The following is a 17,314-nucleotide window of genomic DNA, read 5'->3' as shown; positions in this document are numbered from 1 at the left end:
CTGTTGTTAGTATGATTAAGAATGCTGCTGACACTTGCTTCTGCGATTTGCGAAAATCGGGAGATTTTATCGAACTTTACGAACAACCGATAAAAACTTTCAAGACCATCTCACGTACAAACTTATGCAGCCTTGAAGGATGTTCAAGAATGCAGTGCAGTTAATTTGTTCGTTTTAGAAAGCAAGAACACCTGCAGTTCCTTACGTGCAGTCGCAACAAGTACCATAGGCAATAACAATATCTAATGCTCAAAGAAACAATGCAAATCTCGCTCAAAAAACTTGAACTCATCAAACGCTATGCACGTGAGGCCTATCCGTATGAATGCTGCGGCGTGCTTGTCGGTATTGTAGAGCGCCATTACGATTTGAGCACCGAGAATATCGTCTTAGAAGTTGCGCCTTGCGAAAACATCTATCAAGGCGATAAGCGCACAGGCTTTGAAATTTCCGCATTCGACATGTATGATATTGCGCTTACCGCACAGCGTGCTGGGTTGCAAGTGCTTGGCACTTATCACTCTCACACGCAGACGAGCGCTATACCTTCTGCCATGGATTTTGACTTTCTGCCTGCCGAACACTCTCTGATGATTCTTGCCGTTACTGGACGCGTTGTCTATGAAATTCGCTCATTTAGCCGTACGCGTCAGAGTTTAGGCTTTGATGATATTTTCGAAGAACAAGTGCGTTTGCGTCTTTAGCGCTCTACCGTAGAAACCGGTCTGAAATAAACTGAATTCCTACATATGTTGTTTTAAGTTGTCTAAGACATTATAACTTTTTCATTTGAGCCTTGAATGCCTAACAATATGCTTGCTCCCCTCGAGAGTTCTGCAACAACGCAAAAGCGTCAGGGCGTGCTTTCGCTCATCGGTCAAACTCCACTTGTGCGTCTTCATAAACTTCCTGCGCTATGGGGCATTAGCGAGCGTGTAGAGCTTTATGGCAAGTGTGAGTTTATGAATCCGGGCGGTAGCGTCAAAGATCGTCCTGCCCTAAACATCATTGAAACCGCAGAAGCGCAAGGGTTGCTTACGAAAGACAAAATTTTGCTTGATGCCACAAGTGGCAATACAGGTATTGCATATGCCATGATTTGTGCAGTCAAGGGCTACAAGGTTCAGCTCTGCATGCCAGCTTCAGCTTCGCCGGAGCGCAAACGTATCTTGCAAGCCTATGGTGCAGAAATCATCTACACGCCAGCTTCTGAATCATCTGACGGGGCGATCCTCAAAGCACGCGAACTTTACGCTGAACATCCTAACAAGTACTTTTATGCTGACCAATATAGCAACGACGCCAACTGGCAAGCACATTTTCACGGCACTGGTATTGAGCTTTGGGAACAAACACGCGGGCGCATTACGCATTTTGTAGCTGCTATTGGCACAAGCGGGAGTTTTATTGGTACCTCACGCCGCTTGAAGCAATTTAATCCTGCTGTGCAATGCATTGCAGTTCAACCTGATGTCGCTGTGCATGGCATTGAAGGCATTAAGCACTTGGAATCAGCGATGGTACCGAAAATCTATGACCCTTCTGTGCCCGATGCGTTTATTGAGGTCTCAACCGAAAAAGCCTATGAATTTGCCAAGCGCTTGACTGCAGTGGAAGGGCTTTTTGTTGGCATCTCTGCAGCTGCAAATGTCTATGGGTCGCTTACCATAGCCAAAGATCTCTCTGAGCGTGGTCAATCTGCTGTGATTGTCTTTATTCTTTGCGATGGCGGGATGAAATATCTCTCCGAACATTTTTGGGATAAGCCTCTTGCCTAATGTCAGCTCTGCTGAGCAGAAAACTGCACTGCATCGTGAAGGTCTCCTCCACACCGTCGGCATTAAAGTACGGTGCAAAGAGTTAGTTTGCTATTTAGCGTCTGCAATTTGAGAGTGTTTCTGTTTTGCTTAGCATAGAGCCTCCAAAGATATTCCCTACCTAGCGCGCCACTTAAGCAGAGCATTTGTTTTTGTATATTTTCTTTAACAGTGATTCGGCTAAGCGTTGCCGTTTGTGAAAGGAGTAGATTATGTCGCCAAAAGATTTCGTGGATTTTTATGCGGCGCTGGGCGTCTCACCAACGGCTACAGACGAAGAAATTCGCCGTGCCTACATTGAGCGCATCAAAACCGTTCACCCCGACACACTCATAGACCTTTCTGCTAAAGCACGTGAAAAAGCAGAGGAAACCGCCCGCTTACTTAACCGTGCTAAAGAAACGCTGCTTTCGCCTTCGCATCGACAGGCGTATGACGAGTTTTATCAGCGTGTTTCTCGCTCGTCATCTCAATCTTACACTTCGGCATCAGGTGCGACTGGACGCATGCGTTACGATCGCAGTCGTTTTGCACCAAAGCACAATGTCAATCTTGGCACTATTCTTTTTGGCATTGGGCTCGCTTACATTTTGTTTGCTTCTGTTGGTCTTGTCTGGCGCGGGGTAATGACAAAAGGCGGGGTTGTGCGCATCGCTGAAGCTGAGCCGGTCTCTGCACTCTCTGCCCCGCTGGCGCAACTTCGCATCGCTTCACCACCGATTGCACTTGCTCTCTCTGAAAAAGATACCTTGCTCTACGTGCTTTATGCCGACTCTCCTCGCCTTGAAGCATGGCGACTGCCTGCACTTCAGCGCGTTTGGAAAAATGACCTACCTTTTGCTGCAACTATGCTTGCCGCTCAAGCCGATCGCTTTCTTGCTGCATCTAACACGCAACTTGCCTTTGGACACCTTCACTCATCAGATGCACCGCATGTTGTCTCTGCACATCAACGTCAGATTCATGCTCTTGCCTTTTCACCCGATGCAGTGCGCTTTGCTACATGCAGTGGCGATCAAACCATTAAAGTCTGGAATTGGCGAAGCGGTGCCCTCGAACGCTCTTTTGTGCCAAGTGGAAAAGAAATTTTCTCCGTTGCTTATGTCCCCGATGGCAATCTGATTGCTTTCGCTGATGACCGCTGGCTTAGAACATGGTCGTGGAAAAATGGCACAGTTCGTCGTCTGACACAGCATCGTGATAAAATTTTGCATATCTGCTGCTCACCTGAATGGATTGCCTCAGCAAGCGAAGGCGGTGAAATTCGACAAACACATCGAGCTACAGGCGCTGCAAAACATATCGGTCAAGAATCTGGCCAAATTACCTCTCTTACTTATAGCCCTGATTACCGCTTTCTGCTCACGAGCAATTCCGATGGGCGACTGCGTCTGTACGATACAGAGACTTTCAAACTTGTCTATACTTGGAATGCACACTTAGGCAAAGCCGTCATGGCGCGCTTTTCGCACGATGGAAAAACAATTTACTCAGCTGGTGAAGATAGTACCATTCGGCTTTGGAATCTGCCTACTCACCTGCTTTCAGCATTGAACACTAAATCACCATAAAGTTACGCAGTTATGAAAATCACATTCTTTGATTCACATACATTTGAGCGAGAATTTCTCATCAAAGCTGCCCAGAATCGGTATGAACTTAACTTTTTGAAATTGCAACTTAGCCCTGAGACGGTTGAACTTGCACGCGGCTCTGACATCGTTTCGCTCTTTGTCAATGACGATGGTTCTGCACCAATTTTAGAAAAACTTGCTTCATTTGGTATCAAGTATATTGCACTGCGCTCTGCAGGATTTAATCACGTTGATCTTGAGAAAGCGCGCGAACTTGGCATTCGTGTAGCAAATGTTCCTGCTTACTCACCCTATGCCGTTGCCGAGCATACCGTGGCGCTGATGCTTGCACTCAATCGCAAATTAACTCGAGCGCATAACCGCGTGCGTGATTCGAATTTTTCTCTCACCGGACTTGTCGGCTTTGACATGAATGGCAAAACGGCTGGCATTATTGGTACAGGTAAAATCGGTGCTGTCGTTGCCAAAATTTTGCACGGTTTCGGATGCCATTTGCTTGGCTACGATCCTTATCCTGACCCTTCACTTACCGAGCAGTATGGCTTGCACTATGTTGATCTTGACACACTCTGCCGTGAAAGCCACATTATTACCCTGCACTCACCGCTGACGCCTCAGACGCACTACATTATCAATGAAGAGACCATTTCAAAAATGCGCAACGGCGTCATGCTCATTAACACCAGTCGTGGCGGGCTCATCAAAACGGAGGCGGCACTTAATGCACTGCGCTCTGGTAAAATTGGCTACCTAGGCTTAGATGTCTACGAAGAAGAAAAAGGCGTCTTTTTCTATGATCGCTCCAGCACCGTGCTGCAAGATGAAATTCTCTTGCAACTTCTTTCATTTCCGAATGTGCTCATTACGAGCCATCAAGCCTTTCTGACAGATACAGCGCTTAGCAATATTGCTGAGACAACTTTTGAAAACATTAACGCTTGGGCAAGGGGTGAAGAAAGTCCAAACGAACTTTCTCTAAAGCCTCTGCCGGTTTCGTAATTTTGTAACGCGTTTTTCAAGGAGAATGATTATGAGCGTTCGCAATCATTTTGTCGATCTCTACGCGGAGTTAGGTCTGACGCAGCAGGCGACAGAAGAAGAAATCCGCGCCGCTTACAAGACACTCATCAAAGAGACACACCCTGACAAGTTTCAAAATGCCTCTGCGCGTGAGCGCGAAAGAATCGAGCGGCGCGCTCAGCGTTTGAATGAGGCTAAAAACATCTTGCTCGATGCCGAAAAACGCCGTCAATACGATGAACTCTACAAACAGCATCTTGCTGAAGCAGTTGCTTTTGCTGCCAAAGCCGGTTACGATGGCTCCACTTACAATGAATATGTCTCGCATATGCAGAGCATTCAAAGTTGGAACCAGCGTTTCGGCTCATCATCTCGTGCTCGACCGCTCATTTTCGTCTTGCTGTTTGTTATGGCTGTGATTTCACTCTTCTGGCGCTTTGTCAATCCCGAAGAATTTGGTAAGCCCGCCCCTGCCGCTGAAACTCCAACGCTGACTTTCGCTGATGAAGTCTATCGTGCTAATGCCGTTACACAATCCATTGCCCTGCTAAACGACGGCAAGATGCTTGCTGCTGTTGCAAGTTATCGTGGTATTGTAGGCTGGTCGGTTCAGCATCCGGAAGATGTACAGTTGCTTTATGCCGATAGCACGGCTGTCTCACTTGCAGCATTTGGCAACCAACTTGTACTTGGCACGATGCGCGGCAACCTTCACTTCTTCGAAGTCAAAGACCGTTCGCTTGTTCTCACACGCACACTTCCAGCACACCAGAGTGTCATTACCTCGGTTCAATTTAGCCACGATGGCAAACTGCTCGTTACATCAGGCTGGGATAAAACCGCAAAGGTATGGGACGCTGAAACAGGCGAACTTTTGCGCACTCGAATGGGTATTGCTTTCCCAATCTATTCTGCGGTTTTCACCGAAGATGATCGTCAGATTGCTTTCACAAATGATCAACAAGTGATGATTTGGAATTGGCGCGATGGTCAACTGAAGAATATCGGACTGCACCGCAAGCGCTTGCTGACAATGAGTGCAACGCGTGACTGGGTGCTTTCAGCTGGTGAAGATCGCATTGCAAAAGTTACACACATCAGCACCGGCACGGTTCGAGCTACAGAGCCAGAACCTATGTCCATTTTATCGGTTGCTTTCAGCCCAAAGGGCAATATCTTTGCTACAGCTAATGCAGATGGCTTCGTGCGCATCTATGCCACAGCCTCATGCCGCAAATTGGACATCATTGCCGCACACGCTTCCGCATCAGGTAAAGGCAAAGCCACAGACGTTACCTTCTCCAGCGATGGTAAAATCCTGTATTCGGCGGGGGCAGATAGCTCAATCAAGGCGTGGGATATGGCAAAACATCTTAATCTGCCTTAAGCCGAATATGCGATACGATAATTTTAATAAGTTACGCAAACCTTTGTGCGATTTGCGTGCTCGAGCGCACAGTTTCACCCAATGCTATTCGTAGACCAGTTCTGCCGTAGAATTTTTTTCTCTAATCTAATCGATAAGCGTATGCATCTCTCTGCGTTTTCTTTCTTGCTCTTTGCACTTGCTTTTCTCTCCTCCAGTATTGCTTTTTCGCAAAAGGTCTACACCAAGCGCGATAACAGCCAAGTGCGCAATGGCGCAGGATCATACTACAAACTTATCGCCACACTCAACGCCAACACAGAACTTACGTTGCTTGAGAAAGGCAATCGCTGGGTCAGAGTGGAACTGCCGGACAAAAAGACAAAGGGCTGGATTGCTGAAAATTGTCTGGTAGAAAAGCAGTTGCCAAGCACGAAAATTCTGACGAAGTGGAACTCAGCGCAAGCCTCACGTGCAGCCGTTGCAGCTGCCGTCAAAGGTTTTGCCAAACGCTCCAAGAAATTCACGGATAAAAATCTTGACATCATTTTAGACCAGAGTTTCAATGAGTTCAGTGATAGAGAGTTTAATGCGTTTAAGCGCGAGTTGCTCTCGCAAGGGATACGCAGTACGGTCTCATTCTCTTCACTTGGACTTGAAACACCGCAGTACGATGCTCGTCTCAATGAGCTTACTGTTGGTGCAAGCATTGCCACACGCCTTGCTTCTGAATTTGGCATTATTGAAGATGCTCGCCTTTGCAAGTATGTCAATATGATTTGTGCCGCCATTGTAGAGCAAACCCCATTCTATGATTGGGATTTTAGCGTCTTTATCTTACAAGATGAAACCATCAACGGCTTTGCATGTCCGGGCGGATACATCTTTCTGACCAAAGGCATGATTGATGCCTGTCAAGATGAATCTGAACTTGCAGCGGTCATCGCTCATGAAATCGCCCATGTCATTCGCCGACACGGCATGGAAGAACTCACCAAACGCATGACAAAAATTAAAGCGGCACAAGCCTTTGACGAACTGCAAGAAGAAATGGAAGAAGAGATGGATGAGAGTGAGCAAGAACTCGAAGAAATTGCTGAAGCATCCTACGAGCGTACTGTGCGCAAGCGCCTGATGAAATACGAGTTCGAAGCCGATCGTTATGGCGCCTTCCTTGCAGCACAAGCAGGCTATGATCCTTACGGCATGATTCGCATTAGCCAGACAGTAGCCATTGAGCAAGCTAAAATGAGCGAACCAAAGTATAGCTCGGAATACTTCGCACCAGATGATGCACGTGAGCGTATTCAACAAATCAAAGCATTCGTCTCTAAGAATTATAAGCCAACAACAAAAGGTCGCTTGAAAGAGCGTTTTTGTGCGCAATACACGATAACCTCAGGCTTATCTCACTCTCTTTTAATGGGGCACAACGCGTGCCCCTATTTTTTCAGAGCCACAAAAAAACTTATCTTATATTTTCGTACAACTAAACTTTGCTTTCACTATGTCGCATCGCACTCTCTTTACTCTGCTTTTTTCCGTGATGCTTGGCAGTGTGTATCTTGCGCCGTGCCACACTGCGCTTGCACAACCTGCACCAAAGGCGTTCAAAGTTGATTCTACCACACAAGCAGCGCTCAATGCCGATAAAAAAGCCAATGAACTTTATGCTAAAGTCAAAGCCATCGAGGAAAGCGGCAAGGCTACGGAGAAGAAAGCAGAGCTTATCAAAGCCTACATGGAATTTGCAAACTATATGACCTTCTCTGCGCCTGTTCCGCCAAACATCAAATATCGTCCTGCTCTGAAAGCCTATCGACGCGTTTTAGAACTTGAGCCAAACCATGCAGAAGCACAAAAGAATAAGAAGCAAATCGAAGAGATTTACACCGCAATGGGTCGTCCTATTCCGCAAGATTAGCGCTTCAGACTTCTCTTTTTGTCCCTTGATGCTACGCATAGCATTGAAGTATATTTAGCTTTCAAACTTGCTCTGTAGAGTAGAACTTTGGCTCGATGCGCGCCTTTTTTTTTGTTAGCATTTGCTTGCCTCTTTGCACCGTGCGCATTTTCGCAGTCTTCCCCTTCTTTTGCTTCTGACATTCGCCTTATTGAATCTTCTGAGCAAGGTCTGACACTCGAGTTCAAGCCAGCGTGGTATGATGGCTCGACGCGCCTCATCAATGCCCAGCCCTTTCTTGACCTGTCTTTTTTCGGCGCTTTGCATAGGCACGATCGTATAGGTCTAGCGATGCAACCGTTTCGCTCTGTGCCAATTGCTGTGCCGTCAAGTTCAAAGCCTACAATTGAAATTCTTGCAGCAGAGAGTGAAACGCTGCCTAACACCTTACTTTTGCCTCTACCCGAAGAAAATGCTCGTACAAAGGAGCGCGTTTACAAACTTTCGCCAAAGTATTTTACCAAATCTTCTTTTGCACTTGCTGAAATTTCTCCGCCTGCTGTGATGCGTGGCGTGTTTGTTTCGTTCCTTTCGCTTTATCCTCTGCACTTCAATCCCGAGACACAAAGCATTAGCAAATTTACGCGCATTGTTGTCAAGGTTACTTTTGCGCCTTCATCAATGCCGCCTCTATTGCCGTTCGATGCAGCACAGCCTGATGAGTTTCTTTTAGGTGTGGTCAATCGTAGCGTTGCACCGAAATTTGTTGCACGCGCGCCACACTCCACTATGCCTTTGTCTATAGCTCAAACCACAAGCGCTACACAGAGCGTTTTGCGGTCAGGTCGATTTTACAAACTTGAAATCCGCGAAGAAGGACTTTATCGCTTAGATCGTGCTTATTTGGAATCCATCGGTATCAATGTTGCAAGCGTGAATCCACGCCGCATCAAGATTTACCAAAATGGAGGTGAAGAATTAGATACGCGTCTTAGCACACCGAGACCTGCCGATTTGAAAGAATGCGCAATTTTTGTGGCGGGTGAAGATGATGAACGCTTCGATGCAAATGACTTTGTGCTTTTCTATGCCAAAGCTGCTTCTGGTGTCAAGTATGACACACTCTCTGATCGGCTCTCGCACTATCTTAATCGCATGTCGAATTCCGCTTTTGTCTTTCTGGCACTTGATGGTGAAAATGGCAAGCGCATTGTCTCACATCGCTCGTTTGAAAGTCCTTCTGCCATTGAGCCCAGTGTTTTTCAGACCCTCTCGTTTGTAGAAAATGATCGCATCAATTTTTCTAACACAGGTATCAATTTTTTTGATAGTCCGCTTAATACAAGTCGTACACGCACGACGTACCAACTCAGCGCAGTGGGGATAGACCGTACTCAAGCTGTTCGATTTCGTGCAAAATTCATTGCGGCAACTACTGCTAGTGCTACCTTTACAATACGTGAGAGTGGTACGCTCATTGCCGAGCGCGATATAAGCATCACGCAAAATTTAGATGCGTACATTTTTGGTTCTGCTTTTACAATTGATCAAAGCCTTCCTGGTACAGTCATCCAAGGTGAGCAAACGAGTACAGAAATTGTCTTTGGCACAACATCTGAAACTTCGAACCTTTATCCTGATTGGATTGAGCTTTTCTACTTTCGCCGGTTTATTGCGCAAAATGATTTTTTGAAGTTCAATTCTCTTGTGGGGCTTACGTCAGCGCAAGCGGTGCGCTATCGAGTCGAGGGCTTTACGGCAGTGCCAACAGTTTGGGATATTACAGACCTTGCTAATGTGGTACGCATTCCCGGAGACGCAACGAGCACCACTGTTCGCATCACGCAAAATGAATCGCCACGCGTGTATCGTGAATATGTGGCTTTTTCTGACCGCACTATCTTTCGCCGACCTGCTTCAGCACAGCCTGTTGCAAATCAAAACTTGCGAAGTCTTGCCGACGCAAATAATCCCAATGCGTTTCCTGAATACATTATCGTCTATGGAGAAGATTTTCGTGCGGAGGCAGAACGGCTTGCGCGATACCGCAGCGACCGTGCGCGCTTAGGCGATCTAGCTTTGCGCAGCATAGCAATTGAAGTTGGACAGATTTACAATGAGTTCTCAGGGGGTAAACAAGATTTCACTGCAATTCGAGATTTTGTCAAACTGCTCTACGACGCTGCCCCTCTGAATCGCAAGCCGAAATATCTCTTGCTTTTTGGCGACGGCGATTGGGATTATCGAGATATCACTGGACGGCGCTATTCCAAAGTACCTGTTTATGCCTCAGAAGAAAGCCTATTTGAACTTTCTTTTGCGGCTACGACGGACGACTATTTCGTTGCAGTTGATGGCTTTGACTTTTTACCCGACCTTGCTGTCGGTCGCTTTACGGTACAATCGCCCAGTGAGGCGCGTATTGCTGTCGATAAAACGATTGAATATGAAACGACAGCGGAGCAAGGTGACTGGCGTAATCGTGTGGCATTTGTTGCTGATGATGGTCCAAATGGAAACAAACCATCGGACTTTAATCAATTTGCACGCGATAGTGAGAACACAATTGAGGCAATGCGCCGTGTTGCACCGTACATTAATCCTGTTAAAATCTACGCCTCGTTTTTCCGTGCTGAAGCAGCCGCTGGCGGGGTGCGTCGTCCAGGTGCTGCACGAGAGATTATCACGCAACTTAACCGTGGGGCTTTAATCATCAATTACATCGGGCATGGCAATCCCAGCGTATGGGCAGCAGAACGCATTTTTGATCCTGCAACATCGTTGCCACAACTGACCAATAGAGAGCGTCCCACACTTTGCATCACCGCCACATGTGATTTTGGCAGAAATGACGACCCTAATCGACAAAGCGGCGCCGAGCAAATGTTTGTCTTGCCGTCAGCTGGTGCCAGTGTGCTCATTCCAACCAATCGTTCAATTTTTATCGCTAGTGGTTCGGCTTACCCGCCTTTGCTTTTCAGGCGACTTTTTGAGCGAGATGCTAATCAAGCACTCATACCACTTGGAATTGCACTGCTGCGCTTTAAGTTGGATTTATTCAATGCAGGTGATGCTGAGAAGTTTTATCTCTTAGGCGATCCAGCTCTACGTTTAGGAACAGGACGCACACTTGCACGAATTGATTCTCTTAATGGCATTGCACTACCTACTTCCGGTCTGCTCACACTCAATGCCCTTTCGCGTGTTACACTCTCTGGTTCAGCACGCTTGCCTTCAGGTGCGCTCAATTCGACGTTCAATGGGACAGCCTCGGTTTTGGTATTTGATGCGCCTCGTCAAGCTGCGGCTGATCATGAAGGGCGCGGCACGATTGATGAATTCTATGATGTGCAAAATGCTTTGATTTATCGTGGTCTGACACCTGTTCGCAATGGACGTTTCCGCATCAACTTTGTGGTGCCAAAAGATATTAGTTACGACAGTGTCAAAGTGGGTAAAGTCAGTGTTTATCTTTGGCAAGAGAATACAGAGCCACGTGAGCTTTTTGCGACATCCTCAGGTAGCTTTGAGGAGTTTGTGGCTACTGGCACGAACCCTGATGCACCGCTTGATGCGCGCGGTCCTGATATGACACTTTACCTCAACGATCCGAGTTTTGTCTCTGGTGGTGTTGTGGGGTCGCAACCGACTTTCATTGCGGAGCTTTCCGATGAAAGCGGTATCAATCTTGCGCAAGGCATTGGGAATGCGCTCACACTGATTTTGAATGATGACGAACGCAATCCTATTATTCTCAACGATTTTTATCAAGCGCGCTCAGAGAGTTTCACCGAAGGTGAAGTGCGCTACACTTTCCCCAAACTGCGTGATGGGAATTACACGTTGCGCTTTAGAGCGTGGGATAGCTACAATAATTCTTCTGAAAGAGAACTTTCTTTTGTGGTGCGCGATGCTTCGCAACTGAGTGTAAAATATGCACTCAATTTTCCGAATCCTACGCGTGGTCCTACCTCGTTTTTCATCTCACACAATCAAGCTGGTGAGCAAGTGGAGACGCGGATTAAAATTTACACTATCGCTGGTCGACTCATTAAAACGCTTGAATGTACCGAAACATCAGCGCCTTCTCTCATTCGATTGGATTGGGACGGTCGAGATGACGATGGTAGCGAACTTGCTAACGGCATCTATCTCTACAAAGTGATTTTGAAACATTTACAGCGTAATGAACACATTGAGATTGTCGAAAAACTTGCTATTGTACGCTGACAATCTCATGAGCGCTTTAGTCCCTGTCATTTTCTTCTCTTGATATGCTTTGAAGGCGATTTAACCGATAATTTTAGTAAGTCTTCATGCTTGCAAGACTTTGTTTTTCAGCGATTCAGTGCAACTCCATGCCTTCACCTCCCTACTGCTTACAAAAACATTGTAGTTTTGACTGAAAAAGATTTTAGATGCCGTACTAAAAAGTTGCTAAATGCTTCAATGAAGTATGAGCCACATTTACGATGAAAACCAAGCTCACAACCTCCGTATTGGAGGCAGCGCGCTTTATTCTGAAAGGTGAATTAGTGGCATTTCCGACAGAGACGGTGTACGGATTGGGGGCGAATGTATTTGAAGAGCCTGCTATCAAGAAAATTTTTGAGGTAAAAGGTCGTCCGACTGACAATCCACTTATAGTTCATATTGCGCACTTTTCAGAACTAGGCTTGCTTGCTAAGCGTTTGACGCCAAACGCCGAGAAGTTCATTGAACATTTTTCCCAGGTCCTCTGACCGTGATTTTACCGCGCAGCAAGTTTGTGCCTAAAATCGTTTCAGCAGGGCTAGATACTGTAGCTGTGCGAATGCCTGCGCATCAGGTGGCGCATCGTTTTTTGGAAGCCTGTGGCGTGTCAATTGCTGCACCTTCAGCAAATCTTTCTGGTCGACCGAGTCCAACCACGTGGCAAGCGGTCAAAGCGGATTTAGACGGCAAAATCAGCTGCATCTTGAAAGATGAGCAAAGTGAGATTGGACTGGAGTCGACGGTTGTAGATTGCACAGGTAAAACGCCTTTGGTCATGCGCCTTGGGGCGGTAGCGCTCGAAGCTCTGCAAACGGTTGTACCTGAAACGAAACTCTACAAGCCAAAGAAACTTGCTACGCCAAAAAGTCCGGGCATGAAGTATCGTCATTATGCACCGCATGCGCATGTTGCCATCATTCGCTCACCGGGGGAGATAGATATCTCCAATTCGTCTTCGGCTTACATCGGCTTGCACCATTTGCCTAGTGATATCAAGGTTGCGAAAAAAAAAATTTGTCGGAGCTTGAGCGATTATGCTCGTGAGCTTTACCAATTTTTCCGTGAATGCGACCTTGCTGGCATTAAGCACATTTACTGCGAAGCCGTCGCTGAAGAAGGCTTAGGGCTTGCTATTATGGATCGGCTGCACAAAGCTGCGACAAAATAGAGTGGTCTCTCAGTTAGGCAGTTTTGTAATACTTCTCTACATAGTCGCGCACCATTCGATGGGTGTTATAGACAGGCATTAGTGTTTTGATAGAGTGGCGAATGCGCTCTATCCATGCTTTTGGAATACCGTCTGCGTTGCGTTCATAAAACTCTGGCACGACTTGCTTTTCTAACACGTCGTAGAGCGACTGCGCATCCTGCGTATCTTGTTCATCTCGCGAGAGTTTAGAATCTTCTTTTCCGATTGCAAAGCCATTTTTGCCATTGTAGCCCTCGCACCACCAGCCATCGAGAATACTGAGATTGAGACCGCCATGCCCTACGATTTTTTGTCCTGATGTTCCACTGGCTTCAAGTGGACGCAGTGGGGTATTCAGCCAGACATCGGAGCCAGAGATTAAGTGGCGTGTAATGTTCATATCGTAATTTTCAAGGAAGATCACTTTGCCGATAAATTGCGGCATGCGTGTGATATGATAGATTTCTTGGATGAATTTTTTGCCGTCGTTGTCACGTGGATGGGCTTTACCTGCGAAGACAAGTTGCACGGGTCGCTCAGGGTTATTGATAATTGCGGCAATGCGCTCAAGGTCAGTGAAGATTAGCGGGGCGCGCTTGTAGGTAGCAAATCGACGCGCAAATCCAATCGTCAGCACATCTGCCGAAAGTGTATGTCCATACATCAGCCCCATTTCATAGCCATGCCGCAAATTTTGCTCTTCCAAGCGTTGGCGCACGAACTCTATCATCTCGCGGCGCAAGGTATAGCGTAGTGCCCAAATCTCTTCGTCGGAGATTTTATCGACAATCTCACTGAGTTTTTCGCTCTCTGCAAAAAACTCTTTATTGCCATTAGAAAATCGCATCCAAAAATTTATTGTCGTGCGGTTTAGCCAACTGTTGGTATGAATGCCGTTGGTGATGTGTCCAATCGGGGTTTGTTCTTCTTTGCCACCATAGAGTGCCTTCCACATTTCACGCGAGACTTTTCCGTGCAATTTTGAGACGCCATTGGCGGCGCGCGACATTTGCAGACATAAGACCGTCATAGTAAAGTTCGACTGCTTGTCTTCAGGATTTTCTCGCCCCAGTGCCATGAGCGTATCAAAATCTATTTTCAGTGTTTTCAGGAAGCTATCGAGCGTGTAGTGCATCAGTTCTGGGGAGAATCGGTCGTGTCCTGCTGGCACTGGTGTATGCGTAGTAAAGACACATTGTGCGCGTACGGCTTCGATTGCGGCTTTTATGGATTTGCCTGACTGCTGTTCTTCTTTCAGAAGTTCCAGTGTCAGAAATGCTGAATGTCCTTCATTCATGTGATAGACACGCGGTCTGATGCCCAGCTTGTGCAAGAATCGTACGCCGCCAATACCTAAGACCATTTCTTGATTGATGCGTGTGGTTGAATCACCGCCGTAGACGCGACTTGTGATGTCGCGGTAATGCACGTCGTTTTGCTCCACATTGGTATCGAGCAAATACAGCGTGGCGCGTCCAACTTTTACTGCCCAACCTTGAACATAAATGAGGCTATGCCCTAACTCCACAGACACAGTTACAGGCTTTCCCTGTTCATCGCACACGCGTTCCATCGGTAAGTATTCTGGGCGATAAAGCGGATAATTTTCCTGTTGCCATCCATCTGGTGAGAGCCGCTGTTGAAAATAGCCCTCGCGGTAGAACAGGCTGATACCAACGAAGTTTAAGCCTAAATCGCTTGCGGCTTTGATGTGATCGCCTGCCAGCACGCCCAAGCCTCCCGAATAAATGGGCAGGCTTTCGTGTAAGCCAAACTCTGCGCTGAAATATGCAATGGGATGCTCAGTAAATTCTGGAGCATGTCTTGACGCCCATGTATCAGTTTCGCTAAGGTAGTCTTCGAAGCGTTGCAATACAGCTCGCACATGTTCATAGAACACTGCATCGCCTAATCGTGCGCTAATCTCTTGCTCCGATACATTCATCATCACTTCAGCAGGATTGTGGTTATACTTGGACCACAATCGTGGTGAGAGCGCCTCAAAAATCTCTTGCGCTTCCAAGTTCCACGACCACCATAGGTTTTTGGACAAGATTCTAAGTTTGCGGATTATTTCAGATGTAGAGAATACACGTGGTTCAACTGCTGGCAGTGTTGAGTTTTCTGACATAGATGTAGAAGTGTAGTTCATTTTGGTTGGACTGCACATACCTAAAATTTGCAGCCGTTCCGCCTTTCAAAGTTTTTTCAAGGCTTTGTTTGAGGCTGTACAATCTCTGGTTATGTAAAAAAGAGATTTTTTTATCACTTTTCAAAGTCCGAAATTTGTAGGTCTAACCCGATGCAACTATGAAACTGGCTCACATTTCTGACATTCATTTAGATAGCGAGACTAATCCACACTGCCTCTTTGAAATCGATACACTTATCAAAAAATTTTGGACAGCGGTTTTGACCATCTTGTGATGACTGGCGACATTGTCGATGTTGTCAATTTTGAAGATTTATGGGCACTGCGCGAAGTCCTCGAGCGCAATGGCATTCTCAACTGGGAGCGCGTTACAATCATTCCGGGCAATCATGACATTTTTGGCAAGTATGAATTCAATGGTATTTTAGGCTTGCGCGATACGGCGCTGCGCGCCATGGAATCCAAAGGCATTAGTTATCACCGTAAGCTTAGCGAATTTTGCGAGATTTTTCGTGAGACGATTACAGATGACAAAGATGAGCCTGTCAATTTTCCCTTTATCAAAATTCTTCGTGGTGGTCCAAGTGGCATTGCTATTGTTGGCTTTAACAGTGTTCTGGAATGGTCGCTCAAAATTAATCCTTCTGGCTCGCGTGGCTATGTGCATGCTGAAGAGCGGCGCGCTGTTGAGCAACCGCATGTGCGCGCCATTCTGGATGGCAAATTTACGATTGCCCTTTTTCATCACGCCTATCGTATCTATGAACCACAAAATGCAGCGGACCGCGCCTTTGTTTGGTCTATGGAACTCATCGAGCGTGAAGCATTTCTTAAAACCTTGAAAACGATTGGTGCAAAACTTGCCTTGCACGGGCATTATCACAAAGCTGAAGAGTACCGCATCGATGGCATTCACTTTATCAACTCTGGCTCTGTGCGGCGCAGCGGCAATAAATTCAATGCAATTACCATTCACAGTGATGGCTCCTATGAGAACCGCTTCGTGCGACTGTGATTGCACTTGCTTGTTGCTCTTCTCTTGCTTTCAGTTCCGTATGGCTCCATTTCTTGACCTATCACTTGCTCATCTCTTTCACGCTTTCAATTTGCTATTGATTTTTCCGCCAAAAAGTTTTACATATTTTTCTTTTGCCTGTAGTGTAGGCATATTGCATGCTATACTCTCACTACAGCAGTTGAACCTCGCTCAACGCTTTCGTAAATGTCTCAACACTTGCGCTTTAGCTCTTTCTTTACTCTGATTTTCCTTTTCCTACTTTCACCACTTCAGCTTTCTGCGCAAAGTTCTGCTGGCGCTAACGCCACGCAAGAAGCACGGTATCTCTTCAACCTGCCTACAGCTGGCACACTCAAACGCGGCGTCTTTGCAATTGAAGGATGGTTCTACAGCAATGGCGGTACGATGATTTCAGCCAGCGTGGGTATCTCAGATCGATTTTCTTTCGGTCTTTCCTATGGCGCCTCGAATATCATCGGCTCTGGCGCACCACAGTGGAACCGCTTGCCCGGGACTATGGTGCGCTACCGCATCTTGGATGAAGAACTGCTCGCACCAGCGCTGATGATTGGCTTTGAATCACAAGGACGCGGTCGATTTATCGACAGCCTTAATCGCTACGAACGCAAAGCTCCCGGATTTTTTCTTTCCTCATCCAAAAACTTTGAGTTCTTAGGGTTTCTCACCTTGCACGCCGGCTTGAACTACAGCATTCTCGAAGCTCAAGACGATGCCAACCTTAACTTTTATATCGGGCTTGAGAAAACTCTTGGCTCCGACCTTACAATTTATGCGCAGTATGATTTTGCCTTCAATGACGACCGCAGTGAGATTTTCGGACGCGGCACAGGGTTTCTGGATGTTGGGTTACGCTGGTCGCTTGGCGCAGGCTTCACCCTTGAACTTAATCTTTCCAATCTCAACAATAACTTCAGTGCCCTTTCCGCACCTGACCGCAGTTTTCGCTTGGAGTTCATTCAATCCTTCTGACTTTAAGCCC

The 17,314-nt window shown here is 46.7% G+C and carries 11 protein-coding genes and 1 pseudogene; 11 read left to right on the top strand and 1 reads right to left on the bottom strand.

The features are described from left to right. Positions 1-245: 245 nt before the first annotated feature. The 9 genes and pseudogenes from CMR00_11720 to CMR00_11680 all read left to right on the top strand — a co-directional run bounded on the left by CMR00_11720 (position 246) and on the right by CMR00_11680 (position 13,123). On the top strand, positions 246-704 hold the full coding sequence (locus tag CMR00_11720; protein PIO47199.1) for a hypothetical protein: 459 nt from the start codon (positions 246-248) through the stop codon (positions 702-704). 96 nt (positions 705-800) lie between these two features. Next, positions 801-1,778, top strand: a complete 978-nt coding sequence (locus CMR00_11715; protein PIO47198.1) for a cysteine synthase — start codon at positions 801-803, stop codon at positions 1,776-1,778. A gap of 251 nt (positions 1,779-2,029) precedes the next feature. Beyond that, the gene (locus CMR00_11710; protein ID PIO47197.1) at positions 2,030-3,388 is read left to right on the top strand and encodes a hypothetical protein; all 1,359 of its coding nucleotides are present in this window, start codon (positions 2,030-2,032) and stop codon (positions 3,386-3,388) included. A 12-nt stretch (positions 3,389-3,400) separates the two neighbouring features. Continuing rightward, positions 3,401-4,411, top strand: coding sequence for a hydroxyacid dehydrogenase (locus CMR00_11705; protein ID PIO47196.1), 1,011 nt, complete (start codon positions 3,401-3,403; stop codon positions 4,409-4,411). 25 nt (positions 4,412-4,436) lie between these two features. After that, positions 4,437-5,819: a hypothetical protein gene (locus CMR00_11700; protein ID PIO47195.1), complete on the top strand. Its 1,383-nt coding sequence runs from the start codon at positions 4,437-4,439 to the stop codon at positions 5,817-5,819. Positions 5,820-5,864: 45 nt separating this feature from the next. Further along, positions 5,865-7,418 carry a hypothetical protein gene (locus tag CMR00_11695; protein ID PIO47194.1) on the top strand — a complete coding sequence of 518 codons (1,554 nt, stop codon included), beginning with the start codon at positions 5,865-5,867 and terminating at the stop codon, positions 7,416-7,418. Beyond that, complete coding sequence (locus CMR00_11690; protein PIO47193.1) at positions 7,345-7,722, top strand: hypothetical protein; 378 nt, start codon at positions 7,345-7,347, stop codon at positions 7,720-7,722. The genes CMR00_11695 and CMR00_11690 overlap by 74 nt, the downstream gene beginning before the upstream one ends. An 87-nt stretch (positions 7,723-7,809) precedes the next feature. After that, entirely contained in the window at positions 7,810-11,931 is a 4,122-nt protein-coding gene (locus tag CMR00_11685) for a hypothetical protein (GenBank protein PIO47192.1), read from the top strand. 242 nt (positions 11,932-12,173) lie between these two features. Next, positions 12,174-13,123, top strand: a pseudogene (locus CMR00_11680) (threonylcarbamoyl-AMP synthase). Between the two features lie 13 nt (positions 13,124-13,136). Here the strand turns inward: CMR00_11680 and CMR00_11675 are convergent. Next, on the bottom strand, positions 13,137-15,275 hold the full coding sequence (locus CMR00_11675) for an alpha-glucan phosphorylase (protein PIO47200.1): 2,139 nt from the start codon (positions 15,273-15,275) through the stop codon (positions 13,137-13,139). A gap of 295 nt (positions 15,276-15,570) precedes the next feature. On the opposite strand from CMR00_11675, the gene CMR00_11670 reads away from it, so the two are divergent. Together CMR00_11670 and CMR00_11665 are read left to right on the top strand one after the other, a co-directional pair. Then, a complete protein-coding gene (locus tag CMR00_11670) occupies positions 15,571-16,311 on the top strand; it encodes a metallophosphoesterase (protein ID PIO47191.1) in 741 nt (246 codons plus the stop codon). A gap of 207 nt (positions 16,312-16,518) precedes the next feature. Then, positions 16,519-17,304 carry a hypothetical protein gene (locus tag CMR00_11665; GenBank protein ID PIO47190.1) on the top strand — a complete coding sequence of 262 codons (786 nt, stop codon included), beginning with the start codon at positions 16,519-16,521 and terminating at the stop codon, positions 17,302-17,304. Positions 17,305-17,314 lie beyond the last annotated feature (10 nt).

The organism is [Chlorobium] sp. 445 (assembly GCA_002763895.1).
GTDB lineage: Bacteria > Bacteroidota > Chlorobiia > Chlorobiales > Thermochlorobacteraceae > Thermochlorobacter.
Note: the sequence above shows the minus strand (reverse complement) of the source record. Positions and strands in the feature narration are given on the sequence as shown.